At 73.5% G+C, this 18,753-nt stretch carries 12 protein-coding genes and 1 pseudogene; 9 read left to right on the forward strand and 4 right to left on the reverse strand.

Annotated features, from left to right (window positions below; all coding sequences use genetic code 11):
• Positions 1-162 precede the first annotated feature (162 nt).
• The 3 genes from ACFWBD_RS36170 (at position 163) to pcaB (ending at position 4,637) form a co-directional block, all read left to right on the forward strand.
• Positions 163-1,140: a 3-oxoacyl-ACP synthase III family protein gene (locus tag ACFWBD_RS36170; RefSeq protein WP_385676634.1), complete on the forward strand. Its 978-nt coding sequence runs from the start codon at positions 163-165 to the stop codon at positions 1,138-1,140.
• Positions 1,141-1,225: 85 nt separating this feature from the next.
• The gene (locus ACFWBD_RS36175) at positions 1,226-3,223 is read left to right on the forward strand and encodes an FAD/NAD(P)-binding protein (protein WP_385676637.1); all 1,998 of its coding nucleotides are present in this window, start codon (positions 1,226-1,228) and stop codon (positions 3,221-3,223) included.
• Positions 3,213-4,637 carry a 3-carboxy-cis,cis-muconate cycloisomerase gene (gene pcaB, locus ACFWBD_RS36180; RefSeq protein ID WP_385676640.1) on the forward strand — a complete coding sequence of 475 codons (1,425 nt, stop codon included), beginning with the start codon at positions 3,213-3,215 and terminating at the stop codon, positions 4,635-4,637. Before ACFWBD_RS36175 ends, pcaB begins: the two co-directional genes overlap by 11 nt.
• A gap of 143 nt (positions 4,638-4,780) precedes the next feature.
• Here the strand turns inward: pcaB and ACFWBD_RS36185 are convergent, their stop codons facing one another.
• Both ACFWBD_RS36185 and ACFWBD_RS36190 read right to left on the reverse strand, forming a co-directional pair.
• A complete protein-coding gene (locus ACFWBD_RS36185; RefSeq protein ID WP_028807395.1) occupies positions 4,781-4,963 on the reverse strand; it encodes a hypothetical protein in 183 nt (60 codons plus the stop codon).
• A complete protein-coding gene (locus ACFWBD_RS36190) occupies positions 4,960-5,448 on the reverse strand; it encodes a hypothetical protein (RefSeq protein ID WP_385676644.1) in 489 nt (162 codons plus the stop codon). The genes ACFWBD_RS36185 and ACFWBD_RS36190 overlap by 4 nt, the downstream gene beginning before the upstream one ends.
• Positions 5,449-6,211: 763 nt before the next feature.
• Here ACFWBD_RS36190 and ACFWBD_RS36195 point away from each other — a divergent pair.
• Positions 6,212-7,276 (forward strand): polyprenyl synthetase family protein, encoded by a 1,065-nt coding sequence (locus ACFWBD_RS36195; protein ID WP_385676647.1) that lies wholly within the window; start codon positions 6,212-6,214, stop codon positions 7,274-7,276.
• Positions 7,277-7,310: 34 nt separating this feature from the next.
• Here the strand turns inward: ACFWBD_RS36195 and ACFWBD_RS36200 are convergent.
• Positions 7,311-7,426 (reverse strand): annotated as a pseudogene (locus ACFWBD_RS36200) (RNA-guided endonuclease TnpB family protein); the annotation flags it as partial.
• A 400-nt stretch (positions 7,427-7,826) separates the two neighbouring features.
• Between ACFWBD_RS36200 and ACFWBD_RS36205 the strand changes: the two are divergent.
• From ACFWBD_RS36205 to ACFWBD_RS36220, 4 genes are all read left to right on the forward strand, one after another.
• Positions 7,827-9,371, forward strand: a complete 1,545-nt coding sequence (locus ACFWBD_RS36205) for an FAD-dependent oxidoreductase (RefSeq protein WP_385676650.1) — start codon at positions 7,827-7,829, stop codon at positions 9,369-9,371.
• Positions 9,372-9,798: 427 nt separating this feature from the next.
• Positions 9,799-11,517: a cytochrome bc complex cytochrome b subunit gene (locus ACFWBD_RS36210; protein WP_385676653.1), complete on the forward strand. Its 1,719-nt coding sequence runs from the start codon at positions 9,799-9,801 to the stop codon at positions 11,515-11,517.
• A 193-nt stretch (positions 11,518-11,710) separates the two neighbouring features.
• Positions 11,711-12,070 carry a DUF3099 domain-containing protein gene (locus ACFWBD_RS36215; RefSeq protein WP_385676656.1) on the forward strand — a complete coding sequence of 120 codons (360 nt, stop codon included), beginning with the start codon at positions 11,711-11,713 and terminating at the stop codon, positions 12,068-12,070.
• Positions 12,071-12,391: 321 nt separating this feature from the next.
• Positions 12,392-13,375: a polyprenyl synthetase family protein gene (locus tag ACFWBD_RS36220; RefSeq protein ID WP_385676659.1), complete on the forward strand. Its 984-nt coding sequence runs from the start codon at positions 12,392-12,394 to the stop codon at positions 13,373-13,375.
• 90 nt (positions 13,376-13,465) lie between these two features.
• Here the strand turns inward: ACFWBD_RS36220 and ACFWBD_RS36225 are convergent, their stop codons facing one another.
• On the reverse strand, positions 13,466-13,942 hold the full coding sequence (locus tag ACFWBD_RS36225) for a carboxymuconolactone decarboxylase family protein (RefSeq protein WP_385676662.1): 477 nt from the start codon (positions 13,940-13,942) through the stop codon (positions 13,466-13,468).
• Between the two features lie 924 nt (positions 13,943-14,866).
• Between ACFWBD_RS36225 and ACFWBD_RS36230 the strand changes: the two genes are divergently transcribed.
• Positions 14,867-18,646, forward strand: a complete 3,780-nt coding sequence (locus ACFWBD_RS36230; RefSeq protein WP_385676665.1) for a hypothetical protein — start codon at positions 14,867-14,869, stop codon at positions 18,644-18,646.
• Positions 18,647-18,753 lie beyond the last annotated feature (107 nt).

The raw sequence follows: 18,753 nt of genomic DNA on the forward strand, positions 1-18,753 counted from the left end.
CCCCGGCGCCGCGCCGGGGCCGGGGCCGGCACCGAACGCACCCGCACACGACGAGCGGCAGCCCCCGGCGGCCCGCCCGCCCGGCGGGTCGGTCACGGCCGCGCACCCGCCGGCCGGCCGCACAGCCAGCGCACCACCACCACGTGAGGGGAGGGCAGGCGCATGACCGATACAGGGATCCTCGGCACCGGTGCCTTTGTGCCGGACCGGGTTGTCTCCAACGACGAAGTCGGCGCGGCGGCCGCGGTCGACGACGCCTGGGTCACCGCCAAGACCGCGATCCGCGAACGCCGCTGGGCCGCCCACGACCAGGCCACCTCCGACCTGGCCACGGCCGCGGGACGGGCCGCGCTGCAATCGGCCGGCATCACCGCCGACCAGCTCACCGTGATCGTGGTCGCCACCTCCACCCCCGACCGGCCCCAGCCGCCCACCGCCGCCTACGTCCAGCACCACCTCGGCGCCGCCGACGCGGCCGCCTTCGACATCAACGCCGTCTGCTCCGGCGAGGTGTTCGCGCTCACCGCCGTCGAGGGCATCCTCGCCCGCCGCGGCGGCCACGCGCTCGTCATCGGCGCGGACGTCTACTCCCGCATCCTCGACCCCCACGACCGCAGGACGGTCGTCCTCTTCGGAGACGGCGCCGGCGCGATGGTCCTGGGCCGCACCGGTCACGGCGCACGCATCCGGCACGTCGCCCACCACACCTTCGGCGAACTGGCGCACCTGATCCAGGTGCCCGGCGGCGGCAGCCGGCTGCCCCTGGACCAGCACACCCTCCAGGCCGGCCGGCAGTACTTCACGATGGACGGCCGAGCGGTACGCCGCTTCGTCGAGGACCGCCTGCCCGCGCTGACCAAGCAGTTCCTGCACGAGGCAGGCGTCGCCCCCGACGACATCAGCCACTTCGTCCCGCACCAGGCCAACGGCGTCATGCTGGACACCGTCTTCGCCGAACTGGCCCTGTCCCGCGCCACCATGCACCTGACGCTGACCCGCTACGGCAACACCGGCGCCGCCTCCATCCCGATCACCCTGGACGAGGCCGCCCGTGCGGGCGCCTTCCACCCGGGCGAGCTGATCCTCCTGGCCGGTTTCGGCGGAGGCATGGCGGCGGGCTTCGCGCTCCTCGAGTGGTGAAGGGGGCGGGGGCCACAGGCGTCCTCCACAGCCCCGTGCCCAGCGGCCCTCGCTCTGTTGCTCGACAACGGCAGAAACAGGAAACATGACAACGAGACATCGCTCCGTGTGCGTGATCGGCGCCGGCCCGCGCGGACTCTCGGTTCTCGAGCGGCTGTGCGCCAACTTCCGCTCGCAGCCCGAGGGCAGCACCGTCCACGTCCATGTCGTCGACCCCTACCCGCCCGGCCCCGGCAAGGTGTGGCGCACCGACCAGTCCCGCCACCTCCTCATGAACACCGTGGCCGGACAGATATCGGTGTTCACCGACGCCAGCGTGGACCTGCGCGGCCCCCTGGAGCCCGGACCGAGCCTGCACGAGTGGGCCCTCGCCCTCGGCGCCGGCGAGTTCGGCGACGGCCATCCGGCCGAAGCCCTCGCCGAGGCCCGCCGGCTGGACTCCGACACCTACCCCACCCGCGCGTTCTACGGCCACTACCTGCGCTGGGCCCACCAGCGCGTCACCGACGGCGCCCCCGCCGGACTGACCGTCAGCACCCACCCCCACCTCGCCGTCGCCCTCGACGACGACCCCGACACCGGCGAGGCGGCCCTCCAGCGGGTGACGCTCAGCGACGGCAGCGTCCTGCCGGGCCTGGACGCGGTGATCCTGTGCCAGGGACACCTGCCGGTCCGCGCGGACGCCACCGAACGCGACGTCACCGCCCGGGCCCGGCAGGCCGGACTGCTCTACATCCCGCCGGCCAACCCCGCCGACGTCGACCTCGACGTCCTGCACCCCGGCACGACGGTGCTGCTGCGCGGCCTCGGCCTGAACTTCTTCGACCACCTCGCCCAGCTCACCGCCGGCCGAGGCGGCACCTTCACCCGCGTCAGCGGCCGCCTCGTCTACCACCCCTGCGGACGCGAACCGCAGATCCACGCCGCCTCCCGGCGCGGCGTGCCCTACCAGGCCCGCGGCGAGAACGAGAAAGGCCCCCACGGCCGTCACGAACCGCTCCTGCTCACCGCCGAGCACATCGCCCGGCTGCGCCGCACCCACGAGAGCACCGGCCTGGACTTCAAGGACCAGCTGTGGCCGCTGATCTCCCGCGAGGTCGAGGCCGTCTACTACCGCACCCTGCTCACCTCACGCGGATACACCGCCCGGGCCCAGCAGTTCCAGGACGACTACCTCGCCGCCGGACCGCAGCCACACCACACCGACGCCGTCATCGCCGCCCACGGCATCGGCGAGAAGGACCGCTGGGACTGGGAACTCATCGCCCGCCCCTACCGCGACCGCGAGTTCACCGGCCCCGACGACTTCACCGGCTGGCTCCTGGACCACCTGCGCGAAGACGTCGCCGAAGCCCATTGCGGCAACGTCAGCGGCCCCCTCAAAGCCGCCCTCGACGTCCTGCGCGACCTGCGCAACGAGATCCGCCTCGCCGTCGACCACGGCGGCCTGCACGGCGACTCCTACCGCACCGACCTGGACAACTGGTACACCCCGCTCAACGCCTACCTGTCCATCGGCCCGCCCGCCCGGCGCGTCGAGGAGATGATCGCGCTGATCGAGGCCGGCGTCCTGCACGTCGTCGGACCGGCCGTACAGGTCGACGCCGACAACAGCGGATACACCGTCAGCTCACCCCTCGTACCCGGCTCGGCCGTACGGGTCGACGCCCTCGTCGAGGCACGCCTGCCCGAGATCACCCTCACCCGCACCGCCGACCCCCTCCTGCGCCACCTCCTGGCCACCGGCCAGTGCACCGCCTACCGCATCCGCACCCGCCCCACCGGCAGCCACCAGACCGACGGACTGGCCGTCACCACACGCCCGTTCCGCCTGATCGACGCGGCCGGACGGCCCCACCCGCGCCGCTTCGCCTTCGGCGTGCCCACGGAGTCGGTGCACTGGGTGACGGCCGCGGGCATCCGCCCCGGCGTCAACTCCGTCACCCTCACCGACTCCGACGCCATCGCCCGCGCCGCACTCGTCTGCGCCGGCCGCATCCCGCCCGGCGCCGGGGAGAACACCGCCGCCCACGGCGGCCAGGCCCCCACGCATCCACACCAAGGACTCTCGCATGCCCACTGACACCACCCTCACCGCGGCCGCGGCGCAGCAGGACTGCGGTCTGCTCGCTCCGGTCTGGGCGGGCACCCCCGCCGCGGCCGCGGTGTCCGACGGCGCGTGGCTGCAGGCCATGCTGGACGCCGAGGCGGCACTGAGCCGGGCCCAGGCCCGGCTCGGCACGGTGCCCGGCGCCGCCGCCCGGGTGATCACCGAGTCGGCGCGCGCCGAACGCCTCGACCTCGCGTCCCTGGCCCGCCAGGCCCGCGAGTCCGCCAACCCGGTGGTGGCGCTGGTACGGGAGTTCACCGCGCTGGTCGCGGCAAAGGACCCCGACGCCGCCGCCTACGTGCACCGCGGCTCCACCAGCCAGGACATCCTCGACACGGCGAGCGTCCTGGTGGCCCACCGCACCCTGCGCCTGATCCGCGCCGACCTGGCCCGCGTGGATCAGGCGCTGGCCGCCCTCGCCGCGCGGCACCGCGACACGCTCATGGCGGGCCGCACCCTGGCCCTGCACGCGGTCCCGACGACCTTCGGCCTCAAGGCGGCCGGCTGGCGCCACCTCGTCCTGGACGCGGCCCACAAACTCGACGACCTCGGCGCCCGGGGACTGCCCGTCCAGCTCGGCGGCGCCGCCGGCACCCTGGCCGGATACCTCCAGCACGCGCCCGGCGTCGAGCCCGCCGCCTACGTGCGGGAACTGACCGAGGCGTTCGCGGCCGAACTCGGGCTGAGCGCCCCCCTCCTGCCCTGGCACGTGCTGCGCACCCCGGTGGTGGACGTGGCCACCGCCGCCGCGTTCCTGTGCGGCGCCCTCGGCAAGATCGCCGTCGACGTGCTCTGCCTGACCCGCACCGAGACCGGCGAGGTGCACGAGCCGGCGCCCGGCGGCCGCGGCGCGTCCTCGGCGATGCCGCACAAACGCAACCCCGTCCTCGCGACCGCCATCCGCTCCGCCGCCCTGCAGTCACCGCAGCTCGCGGCGACCGTGCTGGCCTGCATGCCGAGCGAGGACGAACGCTCCGCCGGCGCCTGGCACGCCGAGTGGGAACCCCTGCGCGCCCTGCTGCGGCTGGCCGGGGGAGCGGCCCACCAGGCCGTGGAACTGACCTCGCAGCTGTCGGTGGACCCACGGCGCATGCGCGCCAACACCGCCCTGACCGCAGGGCAGATCGTCTCCGAACGCATCGCCGCCGTCCTGGCGCCGCTGCTGGGAAAGACCGAGGCACGCCGGCTGCTCAACGAGGCCTCCGCCCGCTCGGCCCGCACCGGCGAAACCCTCGCCGACCTCCTCGCCGAGGACGGCCGGGCCGCGGCCGCCCTCGGCGCCACCGACCTCACCGACCTGTTCGCCCCGCAGGCCTACACCGGAGCCGCCGGCGCCCTCACCGACCGCGCCCTGTCACGGTCCCTGCCGCCCGCGAACAGAGCGTAGGAGCCCGGCAGACAGGCAAGCAGCAAGCAGACAGACGGGCAGACAGACGGGCAGGCGGGCGGGCGGGACCGGGTGTCGCCGGTGCCGACCGCCGTGACAGCGCGGTCACCCGGGCACGCAACGCCGCCGTCCCCCGCAGGGTGTCAGGGCCGGCGCCGCAGCGCGATCTGCGTGAGCTCGTCGATGTCGAACTCCGACCGACCCGGCGTGCCGTAGCGGGTGATCTTCCCGCGGCTCACCCACTTGCGGATGGTCGCCTCGGACACCCCCGCCGCCAGAGCGGCCACATTCGTGGGAACGAGCCGGTGACGCGGCGGCCTGGTCATGCGCTGACCGCCCTCTGCCGCCGCTCCATCAGCGGCCGCAGAGTGATCCACTCGTGCATTTCCCAGGTATGCCCCGACGAGCACCCGATGCTGCCCCTTCCCGCGTCCGGGGCGTTCTGCGACGAAGTGCTGATCGTCCCCGGGCAGTTGTCCACCACACACTCCGTGATGAGCGCGCGGAAATCACCGGGACCCGGATCGACGGTGCACAGCAGTTCAGCCCGCAGCCCCTCCATCTCGTCCGCGAAATCGGCAGCCACAGGCTGGGCCGTGAGCCACTCCAGATTGAGCAGCAGAAACCGCGCAAGCTGGCCGACACCGCGCTGCGGGGCGGCTTTGCCGAGCTTTTCCGCAACGAATCCCGACCACGACTCGAGAATGGCGAGGATGTTGTGCCGGGCATCGAGCGCCGACAGGTTCAGATGATCCCTGCTGCGGCTCCCGGACACCCTCGTCTGGCTCAGCCGCCTGGATATGGGGGACACGTTGTGCAGACTCTCCTGGTAGAGCCCGGGAAGCGTACGCAGACTGCACTCCACCTGCCTGATACACGGGACACAGAGGACGGACCCGGCGGCCGCGCGGAGTTCCTGGGTGTGGTTTCCGGGGCATGCGTGAAACTCCATGAATCTCCTTCATGAGGTGGCTCGCCCTGCGACCGGCACGGCTCCATCAATTCCCCGTGCTGATCGCTGCATTCGATGTCGGATCGGTGACCCTCAAAAAAGGGGGGCGCCGCGACCGGATCCCGCGCCGAGAACCACCGAAAAATGAACCGCAGTGGTGACCGGACGGTCTGCGCCGGTGAATTCCGGCAGAGAGTTCGGATCCGGCCCCGCGAGTACCGGTTCTGATGTGTTCAGCGGACAAAGCACGTCGTGTGCGTTCCGACCCCCCGATGCTGCCCAGACGTAACTATGGGTGCACTGGGGAGACTTCCACGGCGCAATTGAGGGTGTCAACGCGCACCATTCGCAATCGATCGCCCCTAAAGGGGAACTCCAGGCTCGCCCCGCACCCGAGCCCTCACCCGTGCCCGCCCCTTCCGCCCGCCGCCGCCACCCGCGCGGCCGGCCCGGACCCGGGAACGACGGCCCGCCCGCACCCGGGGCCCGCACCCGTGCCCGCCCTTTCCGCCCGCCGCCGCCACCCGCGCGGCCGGCCCGGACCCGGGAACGACGGGCCGGACGGCCCGCCACCCCCGGCGCCCCGCCACCAGCGCCCGTACACCTACTTGAGGAGACACGTGTGACTACGGACCTGACCACCCGGTCCGGCCCCGAGGGGACCGCCGCCCGCCGCACCAGCACCGACCTGCTGCGACGCGTCGAAGACCGGCTGCGCTCCTTCCTCTCGGCCGAACGCCAGGAGTGGGCCGAAGTGAACGAACGGGCGGTCGTCGCCATCGACGCGCTGTCGGAACTGACCGCGTCGGGCGGCAAACGCATCCGGCCCGCCTTCTGCATCGCCGGCTACCTCGCCGCCGGCGGCGACCCGGACGACCCCGGGATCGTCGAAGCCGCCGCGGCCCTGGAGATGCTGCACATCTCCGCCCTCATCCACGACGACGTCCTGGACGACTCCGACCAGCGCCGCGGCCTGCCCACCGTCCACGCCAAGCACACCGCACTGCACAGCAGCCGCGGATGGCAGGGGGAGTCACGCCGCTTCGGCGAAGGCGTCGCCCTCCTCGTCGGCGACCTGGCACTGGTCTACTCGGGCGAGCTGATGTCCAAGGCCCCGCGGACGGCCCTCGCCGAGTGGAACAAGCTCCGCTCGGAAGTGATGATCGGCCAGTACATGGACGTCGCCGCGGCCGCCGAGTTCTCCGTCGACCCCGAGCTCTCCCGCTGGATCGCCCTGATCAAATCCGGCCGCTACACCATCCACCGCCCCCTGGTGGTCGGCGCGAGCGCGGCGGGACAGCGCGAACTGGCCGCCGCCTTCACCGAGTACGGCGAGGCGGTGGGCGAGGCCTTCCAGCTGCGCGACGACCTCCTGGACGCCTTCGGCGACTCCGCGGACACCGGCAAACCCGCCGGCCTGGACTTCACCCAGCACAAGATGACGCTGCTGCTGGGCTGGGCGATGCAGCGCGACGCACACATCCACCGCCTGATCACCGAGCCCGGCCACGCCCCCGACGAGGTACGCCGCCGGCTCGTGGACACCGGCGTCCCCGACGACGTCGAACAGCACATCGCCGGCCTCGTCGAACGCGGCTGCAAAGCCATCGCCGACGCCCCCGTCCCCCAGACGTGGCGCGACGAACTCACCGCCATGGCCCACCGAGTCGCCTACCGCAACGCGTGAATCCTCCCCGCCCTGAAGGGAGTGGGTTCCTGGCTCAGGCGGCCACCTGGGGCGACGCCCCAGGTGGCCTTACGCCTCAGCGCCGGCCGGGGTGAGACCAGCCCGGACGAGCATCACGCGTGCGGAGTTCTCGTCCCGGGGGGACACAGCCTTCCCGGCCCGAACAAGGCGGCGGCAGCCTCCTGTCACCAGGTGAACCCACGCTCCCTTCGCCGTCGAGCCAGGACCAGGCCCCCCGGCAGGGATACCTGCGGCACGCCGGGTCCTCGACGCACGCCGGAGCCCCCCTCGTGAATCCCTCGACACTCACTTGAACCCCCGCCCGCCGCCCGCCCCTGCCGGCCGGGGCGGTCCGGCGCCGGACGGTGGCCGCGGCGTACGCATCCCACCAGGCACATCGCCCCGCTCGCCCCGGGCGGCGAGCCGCTCCCGCCGTGAACACGGCCGGGCCGCCTCGGCGACGGCGCCCCCGACCGGCCGGAACGCGCCCTGCCCCACCGGCGGCCCGCATCGCATGATGCAACCACAACGCACAGGGAGGGCCGCCGAGTTGAGTCCGCACGCACGCGCAGACACAGGCGGCCACGGCCACGCCGTGGTGATCGGCTCCAGCCTCGCCGGGCTTACCGCGGCACGGGCCCTGGCCAACTTCATGGACCGGGTCACCGTCATCGAACGCGACTGGCTGCCGCGCGGACCCGGCCGGCGCCGGGGCCTGCCCCAGGCCCGCCACACGCACCCCCTCACCACCGCCGCCCAGCAGGGCCTGGAGCAGCTCTTCCCCGGCATCGGCCAGGACCTCACCCGCGCCGGCGCGGTCCGTGTCCGTATGCCCGAGGACATGCTGCTGCTCGGCCCCGGCGGCTGGCTGCCCCGGTTCGACTCGGGCCTGTCGATGCTCAGCGCCGGCCGCGACCTGACCGACTCGGTGATACGCGACCGCCTGCGGGCCGACCCCAAGGTGGCCTTCCTGACCGAACACGAGGTCGTCGCCCTGGAGGAAGGCCCCCACGACACCGTCACCGGGGTATGGGCACGCGGCCGGGACCGGCAGGCGCCCGACGGCTGGACACCCCGGCGTCTGATCCCCGCCGAATTCGTGGTGGACGCCTCCGGACGCACCTCGCACGCCCCCCGGTGGCTGGCCGAACTCGGCTACACCCCGCCCCCGCGGACCGTCGTCACCGCCCCCACCACCTACGCCACCGCCGTGTTCACGCCCCCCGTCGGCCATGTCGCCGACTGGAAGAGCCTGCTGCTCATGGCCTCACCCGGCAACCCCCGCCAGGGCATCCTCAGCCCCGTCGAAGGCGGCCGCTGGTCGGTCTCGCTCAGCTGCGGCGACGGCACACCGCCGCCCACCGACCACGAGGGCCTGCTGCACGCCGCGGCCGCCCTGCCCCACCCCCTGCTGCACGACCTCCTCCAGGCCGCCACCCCCCTCGGCCCGGTCTACAGCTGCGCCCGCACCGACAACCGCCGCCACCACTACGAGAAGCTGCGCCGCTGGCCCGACCAGTTCCTCGTCGTCGGCGACGCCCTCGCCGCCCTCGCCCCCGCCCACGGCCACGGCATGACACTCGCCGTGCAGCAGGCCCTGGTCCTGGACCACATGCTGGCCGCCCACCAGAGCGCCGTCGGCCTCGGCTACCGGCTGCGCCAGGCCCTCGCCCACCGCATCGCCCCCGCCTGGCAGGCGAGCCTGCGCAGCCTGCACACGGCCCGGGCGGACCACGGCGGGACGGCCGGCCTGCGCACCCGGCTCACCCGGGGCTATGCGGCCCGGATCGCGGCCGCCGCGACCACGGACCCCCGTGCGGCGACGCTGCTGCTCCAGCAGCACCAGACGGCCGCCGCGCCCACCGCCGCGCTGCACCCCCGCGTCCTGCACGCCGCACTGCGCGCGGGAACCAGCGGCCAGGACCCGGCGGCGCCGCCCAGCCTCACCCACGGCCCGCAGGCGCGAAAGCGCCGCCCCGCCGCCCCGGACACCCCCGTCACCGCGGCCCCCGCGGGCTCCGCCCGGCGGCGGCCCGCCGGCCCGCCCGCCCAGCCGCCGGCCGCGGCGCCGGCCGGAGACCCGCGCCGCCCGTGAACGCTGAACGCCCGCCGCCGAGCGGCAGATTCCAGCCGCATGGCCACCTCGCGCCGTCGCGTGCACAAACGGCCCGGTCCTACGCTTCGAGCATGACAAGAGTGGAGCAACCAGCCCCCGTGCAAGTCCACTTGAACAACACAGGCCACCCGCACACCACCAACAGGCCTGCAAAAAAAGCCCTGTTGCACCAAGGGAGGGACGGTGTGCGTCCGCCCGGCTCCCAACTCGCCCGAGAACCAGCCCAGTACAGACTCGAGTATCGCTTGAGCGCGGTTGATCGCCCACCTCACGCGTCGATAGCGTTCGATCCGCTCCAGGGCACGGGCCCGCTTGCGCCGCGGCAGGCCGCCCCCACCCCCGACCGCTCACCGGCCGGGCGGGGTGTGCCTGTGACGGCCGAGCGGCGACGGGAGGGCGCGCGGGTATGAGCACGATCGAGGAGGCTCCGCCGAGCGGGCGCGCCGAAGCGCCCAAAGGCGAGCGCATCGCCGACTGGGCCGACGGACGGCTGGGGATCTACAACTTCGGATTCCTGGCCCGCAAGGTCTTCCCCGAACACTGGTCGTTCATGTTCGGCGAGATCGCGCTCTACAGCTTCGTCATCCTCATCCTCACCGGAACCTGGCTCACCCTGTTCTTCGAGCCGAGCATGGCCGAGACCGTCTACCACGGCTCCCACGTCCCGCTCCAGGGCATCCCGATGTCGAGGGCCTACGCCTCCACGGTCGACATCAGCTTCGAGATACGCGGCGGCCTGTTCATCCGCCAGCTGCACCACTGGTCGGCCCTGACCATGATCGGCGCACTCTGCCTGCACACCCTGCGCCACTTCCTCACCGGCTCGTTCCGCAAGCCGCGCGAGGTCAACTGGCTGATCGGCTTCGTGATCCTCGTCCTGGTCATCCTGGAGGGCTTCCTCGGGTACTCACTGCCCGACGACCTGCTCTCGGGCACCGGCCTGCGCATCGCCGAAGGCGTCACCCTCGCCATCCCCGTGGTCGGCACCTACGTGACCATGTTCCTCTTCGGCGGCGAATACCCCGGCCAGGACGTCGTCCCGAGGTTCTACAGCCTCCACATCCTGCTGATCCCCGGCATCATGCTGGCCCTGGCCGTCATCCACCTGATCCTGGTCTTCTACCACAAGCACACCCAGTTCCGGGGCCCCGGCCGCACCGAGAACAACGTCGTCGGCCAGCCCCTGATGCCGCACTACACGGCCAAGGCCGGCGGCTTCTTCTTCCTGGTCTCCGGCGTCCTCGCCCTGATGGCGGGCATCGCCCAGATCAACCCCATCTGGTCCTTCGGCCCCTACCGCGCCGACCAGATCTCCCAGGGCTCCCAGCCCGACTGGTACATGGGCTTCCTCGAAGGCGCCCTGCGCGCCTTCCCCGCCTGGGAATGGAACACCCCCGGCGGCTACACCATCAACTTCGGCGTGCTGATACCGGCCGTCGTCCTGCCCACCCTGATGATGCTCGTCCTGGCCCTGTGGCCCTTCCTCGAAGCCTGGGTCACCGGCGACAAGGACGAACACCATCTCCTGGACCGGCCCCGCGACCACCCCACCCGCACCGCCTTCGGCTGCGCCTTCGTCGCGCTGTACCTGGTCCTGCTGTTCGGCGGCGCCAACGACGTCCTCGCCGAACGCTTCCAGCTCTCCCTCAACCAGATCACCTACGCGGTACGGATCGGGTTCTTCCTCGTCCCGGCCCTGACCTACGTCGTCACCAAGCGGATCTGTCTCGGCCTCCAGCTGCGCGACCGCGACAAGCTCCTGCACGGCCGCGAGACCGGGAAGATCAGAAGGCTGCCGCACGGCGAGTTCGTCGAGGTCCACGAACCCCTCGACCGCGGCCAGGAGTACGCCCTGCTGGCCAGGGAGATCCGCGAGACGGCACCCGCGCCCGCGGCCGAACACGACGGAGTGCCCAACCCGCGGGCCCGCAAGGAGATGCTGCGCCACCGCCTCAGCCGCTGGCTGTACGGCGGACAGGTCCCGCACCCGACCCCGCAGGAGATGCGGCAGGCCCGCGCCCACCTCGACCACACCCCGGACGGCCACGCCTCGCCGAACGGACACCTGGACACCGCCCGGCCCAGCGCCCTCCCGGAACGCGAACCGGACCAGGAACTGCACTGACCCGGCGGCGCGGACGGTCAGGGGACAGACCGCCCGCGCCGCCCCCGTACCGCCGGCCCGCACCGGCGGCACAGGCGCACCCGCACCACACGAGCCCCGCACCACACGAGCCCCGCCCCGCTCCCCAGGGAGCCCGCTCCCCCCTTGTTTTCCGGCCATCCGGCACGAACGCCGGAGCGTCCACGGAGGCCCGATGCGCCGAACCCCCTGGCACCGGCACGGCCCCCGCCCCGAGTCCATCACCCAGGCCCGCACCGGCCTGTCCCAGGACGTCCGCGCCCGCCAGCGCCGCTACCTCGCCGCCATGCTCGTACGCAGCGCCTGCGTGGTCGTCATGGCCGCCACCTGGAACCGCTGGCCCGCCCTCGCCCTGTGCGCCCTGGCCGGCGCCTTCCTCATCCCCTACGTCGCCGTGGTGGCCGCCCAGGCGGGCTGGCGCCAGCAACGCGGCGAACGCCCCGCCCTGCCCCGGATCCACGAAGAGCCCGCCGCCACCCGCGTCCCCCTCGAACCCACCCTGATCCTCCCGCCGGAACACAACACCGCGGCCTGACCGGCAGCCCACCGCGCACGCACCACCACCCCCGACGGACCGGACCGGCCGCCCGCCACACCACAGCGCTGCGCAGGGCAGGGCAGGGCAGTGCAGTGCAGTGCACCGAGCCGAGCGGCCGGCAGCGAACGAGCACCCCCGGCCACCCGCACCCGCCCGGCACCCGCGTCCGCCCGGCACCCGGTGGCCGACGACCGCCGCCCCAGGCCAGGCCCCGCCCGCGCCCGGACCCCGCCCCCGCCGGCGCCCGGACCCCGCCCGCGCCCCCGCCCGTGCCCGGGCCCCGCCCCGTCCGCGTACACCCAGCGAAGAAGGCCTGCCATGACGAGCGTTTCCGCGCCCCCCGCTGACACCGGCTCGATCCAGCAGACCCGCACCGGCATGCTCGCCCTCGTCGAACACCGACTGCGCCACCTCCGCGCACAACAGGAAGCCCACCGCTTTGACGACACCGGGCCCCGGGCGGCGCAACCGGCCGAGGACCTCGCCGCACTCGTCGCCGACGGCGGCACACGGCTGCGGCCGGTGTTCTGCGTGAGCGGATTCCTGGCCGCGGGCGGCAACCCCAAAGACCCGGTCGCCGTCGACACCTGCGCCGCCCTCGGACTGCTGCACCAGCACCCCTGTGCCCGGCTCCACGACGACAACACCTCCGCCGCCGAGGACGTCGCGCTCTTCGGCGACCATGCCCGCGCATACGCCGACAGACTGGCCACCCGGCTGCCCGCCGCGGCCCGCACGGTGTGGAACGACCTGCGCACCGAACCGGCCACCGGCCCGCACCCGGACAACGCGGCCGCGGCCACCGCCGAGGACGTCGCCGGCTCCGCGCCCTTTGGCCACCGGGCCGTGCCCGGGCCCGGCCGCGGCACGCTCCACCGCCCCCTGGTCCTGGGAGCCCTGCTCGCCGGCCGCCCCGAGCTGGCCCCCGCCTTCGAGAGCTACGGCCTGGCCCTCGGCGAGGCGTGCCGGCTCCGCGACGACCTCATCGACGTCTTCGGCCCCACCCAGGACACGGACCGGCCTACCGGACCCGGCCCCGCCCGGCACAGGACGACCCTGCTCCTGGCCCTCGCCGCGGAACGCTCCCCGCACGCCGGCGCCCTCCTGGCCCGCAACGGGCATGCGGACGCCGCACTGCTGCGGCGCCTCCTGGACGAGAGCGGCACGAAAGCCACCGCCGAACGCAGGATCGCCGGCCTGGTCGACAAGGCCTGCGCCGCACTGGCCACCCCGGCCCTCGGCCGGCCCTGGCGCCAGGAGTTCTCCCGCCTCGCCACCCGGCTGGCCTACCGCGGCGACTGACACCCCGGCCCGCCCCCAGACACGACAAGGCCGATGTCCCGGGGCACCGCTCAGCGGTAGCCGGGACATCGGCCTGTCGCGTACGTCTGCCTAGCCGAGCTGGCCGGGCTGGTAGTCGCCGCCGGGCTGCCGGTTGATGACGAGAAAGCGGTTGGTGGCGTTGATGAGCGCGATGAGCAGCGTCAGCGCGGTCAGCTGCTCCTCGTCGTAGTGCTTGGCGGCGTTCGCCCAGGCCTCGTCGGTGACCCCGCCGGCTCCGTCGGCGATCCGGGTGCCCTGCTCCGTCAGCTCCAGCGCGGCGCGCTCGGCCTCGGTGAAGGCGTTGGTCTCCCGCCAGGCCGCGACCAGGTTGACGCGCAGCGCGCTCTCGCCGTCGTGCGCGAGGTCCTTGCTGTGCACGTCGGTGCAGTAGCCGCAGCCGTTGATCTGGCTGGCGCGGAGCATCACCAGGTTCTGGGTCGCCTTCGGCAGCGTCGACTCCTTGATGATCACCATGCTCGCCGTGTTGATGTACTTCACGGTCTTGGCTGCGATCTCGCTGCCGAACAGGTTCAAACGGGCTTCCATGACGTGTCCCTCGCGTCGTTGACAGATACACCTCTACGACGGGCCCGCCCCCCGGAATGTGACACCGCCGAATGTGACCCACATCTCCCTGCGGCGCCCCACATCTCCCTGCGGCGCCCGGCCGCGGACCCACGTCTCCCTGCCGCGCCCGGCCGCCGGCCGCCCCGCGATGCCCCTCCGCCCGACGACTGACGCCACATCAGGCCCGCCTGTCCCGGACGTTCCCCGGGACGGCGGGCCCTTTTCTGCGTTCCGCGCGCACCGGCCCGGACCCATGCCCGCACCGGCCCGGACCCATGCCAGGACCGGCCCGGACCCATGCCAGGACCGGCCCGGACCCATGCCAGGACCGGCCCGGACCCATGCCCGGACCGGCCTGGGGGAGGGGACCGGTACCCGCTCCGCCCGCCCCACTCCGCCCCGCCCGCGCGGGGTGCATCCGGTCCGGCCCCTCGCCCGGAAGCAGGGGGACAAGCGGGCCCCCTGCCTTCTGCCACCCCCGTGCAGCGGGCTCGGGGCCCGCCCCGGCGGGGACGACCGTCCGGCGGGGACGACATGCCCCGGACACGGCCGGAGCGTGGAACGGGCAGGATACGGCCGGGACCTGGACCGGGCAGGACACGGCCGGAGCGTGGACCGGGCTCTCGCGCACCGCCGTGCACGAGAGCCCGGGAGCGCACCGCCAGTGCCCGTATCCCTCGTGCCGGCGGGTGCTCGCGCGCGGCTCATGACGAACCCGCGCCGTGGGTAATCCGAAGCTGCCGGCGACAGGGATTGCCCGCTTCTTCAGACAGTGCTCCCGGCGCCTGCGCGGCAGCCCCCGGGCGGAGAGGGCCCGGGGGGAGAGGGCCCGGGGGGAGAGGGCCGCCGGTATCGTGGGCGGTACTGCGACGGGACCTGCTGGCAGTGAGGCGACGGCATCGAATGCTGGATGAAGCCGAGGGGGAGGGCGGCCCCGCTGACGCGTTCTCCGGCAGCGCGCGCCGCGAGGTGTCCGGCAATACGTTCCACGCCCCCGCGGCGATCCAGCAGGGCGACAGAGGCATCCAGGTCAACGTGTTCCCCGACGCGCCCGAAGACGCCCGCCACCGTGACCGCTGGCTCGCCCAGTACCTGGCGGCCGCCGCCGAGACCTCGAAGGAACACCCCTATCCCGCGATGCTGCCCAGCGCCGGGCCGTCGCTGGACGACGTCTACGTCCGCCAGCGGCTGGGCAGCCTGGCGCAGGACGGGCTCCCGTTCGAGGGTGACGCGATCGACCGGATCCTGGGCAGCACCCAGATGTGTGCCGTTCTCGCGGGGGCGGGCGGGGGAAAGTCCAGCCTCCTGCGCACCCTCCTGGCAGTCGGCGTGGACCGCTGGCGGCAGGACCCCGGCCAGGGCGTGGTCCCGGTACTCGTCCCCGCCGCGGCGCTGGACGGCCAGGCGCTCGACACCGCCCTTGCGGGCGCGGTGCGCTCAGGGCTCAAGGGCCTGGTCGAAACCCTGCCCCCGGCCCTGTTCCTGGAGCCGCCGACGCCACGCGCCTGCTGGCTGGTGCTGGTGGACGAACTCGACGAGATAGCGGACCCCATCAGACGGTGGAGGGTCCTGCGGCATCTGCGCTCGGTCGAAGAGAACCCGGACCGTCCGCACTACCGCTTCGTCATCGCCACGCGTCCCCTCCCCGAGAGCGAGCTGGACCTGCTCGGCCCGGCTGTCGGCCGCTACGAGCTGGAGCGCTTCCAGCTCGTGGAGCTGGCGGACGTGGCCCATCGCTGGTTTTCGGCCTATGGACTCAGCGACCCGGGCCGGCTGGCGCAGCTGTTCGTCGGCGACCTCGAGCGCTCACACCTGGCGGGCCTGGCACGCATCCCTCTCATGGCGTCGCTGCTGTGCCAGCTGTACGCGGCGACCCCGGGCCAGCCCCTGCCGGCCGTCCGCGGCCAGATCTACGCCGAGTTCGCAAGGATGCTCCACAAGCGGCAGTACAACCCGGCCGAGCCCGGCAACCCCCGCGCACTGTGCACCGGGTTCCGGCGCTACGGAGACGAGGCTGTCACCTGTGCCGAGCGCACCCTGGGCCGGCTGCCGCAGCTCATCGACTTCCTTGCCGCCGAGCGGCGCGAGGGCAGCACACTGCGCGCGACCGAGATCCTGGGGTCCCACCCGGACGCCGCACCCCCGCCCCCGCCCCACGCCGTTCCCCCCGACGAATGGCAGCAGTTCCTCGCCACCGCCCTGCGCCACAGCGGCCTGCTGACCTTCCACGCCGGCGACCACGTGTTCGTCCACCAGACGCTGCTGGAATACTGCGCCGCCCGCCACGCCACGAGCGAGCCGGCCACGAGCCTGCTGCGCAGAGCCCTGGCCCGGTGGCACAACGCCGACACCTCCTACCTCGGATTCCTCATCGACCTCGCTTCGCCGGCGGCGATACGCAAAGCAGCGCCCGCTCTACGGCGCACGGCCCGTCTCGGAGGTCTGGAGGGCTGCCTCTTCCTCGCCGAACTCGCCCGGCTCGGCACAGCCCTGCCCGACGACGTCGTCTCCGCGGCGACGCGCGGGCTGACCAGGGCCGCGCGCAACAGCCGAAAGACCGAAAGCGACCGGACCCAGGCCGTCGTGGCGCTGACCCGCATCTTCGACCCCCGGGTGAGAGGAACGCTCCGCACCCTGGTGCAGTCCGGCGCGCTGCACGGGAGCGCTGTCGTGGCGGCCCTGACGGAGCTACGGGAACTCGGCGACCCGCAAGTCCTCGACATGCTCCATGACCTGGCTGTCAGCGAGGCCCAGGACTCCGGCCACCGCCTGTGGGCGGCACGCCGGCTGGCGGACCACGACGACCCCAGAGTCCCGGACACGTTGTACGCCCTCGCCGTCAGCGAGCGGGCCCGCTCGGCACACCGGGCGGCCGCCACCGAGCAACTGGCCGGCCTGCTCGACCCCAGAGTCGTCGACGCCTACTGCGCCGTAGCCGGCGGCCCCGGCGTCAGCCCGCTCTACCGGGCCGCGGCCGCAATGGAGTTCGCGACATTCCAGGACGACAGACTGCCCGGGGTACTGCACGCGCTGGCGCGGGACCGGAACGTGGAAGTCTTCTCCCGGCAGTGGGCCGCCCGGCTGCTGGCGGACAGCGGCGATCCCGGCACCGCCGCACTCCTCCTCGAACTCACCCACGACCCCACCATCGGTGAGGGCTTCCGATGGTGGGCGACAGGCCAACTGTCCGCCCACGGGTACTCCGATCTGTCCGACGTGCTCTTCTTCCTGGCCTGTGACCCCAGCCTCGACGGCCATGCCCGGGTCAGAGCGGCCTGGGACCTCGGGCGTACGGGCGACCCCCGCGGACGGCGGCTGCTGAGAGCCCTCGCGCTGGAGGAACCGGGAACCACGGCGACAGGAGTCGTCCGCGACGAAGGATCACGGGCCGGCGCCGCCTCCGCCCTGGCAGCCCTGGGCAGCGCGGACGCGCCCGACGTCTTCGACAAGCTGGCCCGGGACGGCGGCCGGGCCCACCTCGACCGCCGCATCTCCGTCCAGCAGCTGGCCGACCTCAAGGACTCCCGGGCCGCCGACGCCCTCCGCTCCCTCGCCGCCGACACCGCTGTGCACGTCTCGATCCGCACCGAAGCAGCCTTCGAACTGGCCGACCTGAACGAGCCGCGGGCGATCGGCCTGCTGCAGTCCCTGGTGCTCGACATGACGCTGGACCCCAGACGCAGGGCCTTCGTCGTGGGGCGGCTGTGCGAACACACCGACGCGCGGGTGCCCTCGGTGCTCCGCGACCTCGGGGCGTGCGCCACACTCGACAGCCTCTGCCGCACCCGCGCGATCGAGGGCCTGGCACGGCTTCGCGACCCCGCCGTCCCGGAGCTGCTGTTCGGCATCGCGGCGGACACCGGCCTCGCAGAGTCCGCCCGCAGCCTGGCCGCGGCACAGCTCATGGAACGCCACGACGACCGCGCCCCCCACCTCCTGCATCGCCTCGCCACCGAGACCGCGCTGACCCCGGCCACCCGGGAGACAGCCATCGCCTGGCTCGGGCACTGCGGCCCCCGCGCCCACACCCTCCTGCGCGACCTGGCGTCCTCCCACGAACTGGACTCGTCCCTGCGCTACCTGGCCGGGCGCACCCTGGCGACCCAACATGTTCCCGAGGCCCGGACACTGCTCGCAGCCCTCGCCCGCGATGGCAGCGCACGCCCCCAGGACCGGGCCGAGGCGGCCCAGCACCTGATCGAACAGGGCGATTCCTACGGACCCGGCCTCCTGCACTCCCAGGCACAGGACACCAGCCTCGACGACGAACACCGCTTCGACGCCGCCCAGAACCTGGCCTACACGGGCGACGCCCGCGGAGCCGACCTGCTGCACGAGCTCGCCCTCGATCCCCGTATCAACTTCTTCATCCGGCGCTCAGCGGCCAGAGAGCTGGCACGCCACGAAGACCCGCGGCTTCCCGCACTGCTGCGCACCCTGGCCGAGGACCCCACACTCGACGGCCTGTCCCGGTTCGTGGCGGCCCGCCGCCTCGTCGAAGCCGGGGACCCGGACGGCCCGCTGATCCTGCGACGGCTGGCCGGCGACCCCTCCCTGGACGAGGAAGCGCGCGCGGAGGCCGCCCGCGAACTGCGCTCGCTCGCACCACCGGCCGAGCCCTTGGGCCCCCGGATCCTGCCGCCCGCACCCCCGCCGCCCGCACCCCCGGGCAAGCAGAGCTGACGACACGACACACCCAGCCCACGGGCCCGGCAGGCACAGGCAAGGACTGCGGACGGGAGCCGCCGCCCCGACTGCGGGGAGCCGAGTCGGCTGACGGCCGGACAGCA

Origin of the sequence: Streptomyces sp. NPDC060002 (assembly GCF_042737245.1) — a bacterium.
Taxonomy (GTDB): Bacteria; Actinomycetota; Actinomycetes; order Streptomycetales; family Streptomycetaceae; genus Streptomyces.

What these genes read in the sequence shown, in the direction of transcription:
- pcaB (WP_385676640.1), top strand. Translation starts at nt 3,213, where the DNA reads ATGCCCACTGACACCACCCTCACCGCGGCCGCGGCGCAGCAGGACTGC.
- ACFWBD_RS36170 (WP_385676634.1), top strand. Translation starts at nt 163, where the DNA reads ATGACCGATACAGGGATCCTCGGCACCGGTGCCTTTGTGCCGGACCGG.
- ACFWBD_RS36175 (WP_385676637.1), top strand. Translation starts at nt 1,226, where the DNA reads ATGACAACGAGACATCGCTCCGTGTGCGTGATCGGCGCCGGCCCGCGC.
- ACFWBD_RS36220 (WP_385676659.1), top strand. Translation starts at nt 12,392, where the DNA reads ATGACGAGCGTTTCCGCGCCCCCCGCTGACACCGGCTCGATCCAGCAG.
- ACFWBD_RS36230 (WP_385676665.1), top strand. Translation starts at nt 14,867, where the DNA reads ATGCTGGATGAAGCCGAGGGGGAGGGCGGCCCCGCTGACGCGTTCTCC.
- ACFWBD_RS36210 (WP_385676653.1), top strand. Translation starts at nt 9,799, where the DNA reads ATGAGCACGATCGAGGAGGCTCCGCCGAGCGGGCGCGCCGAAGCGCCC.
- ACFWBD_RS36215 (WP_385676656.1), top strand. Translation starts at nt 11,711, where the DNA reads ATGCGCCGAACCCCCTGGCACCGGCACGGCCCCCGCCCCGAGTCCATC.
- ACFWBD_RS36185 (WP_028807395.1), bottom strand. Translation starts at nt 4,963, where the DNA reads ATGACCAGGCCGCCGCGTCACCGGCTCGTTCCCACGAATGTGGCCGCT.
- ACFWBD_RS36225 (WP_385676662.1), bottom strand. Translation starts at nt 13,942, where the DNA reads ATGGAAGCCCGTTTGAACCTGTTCGGCAGCGAGATCGCAGCCAAGACC.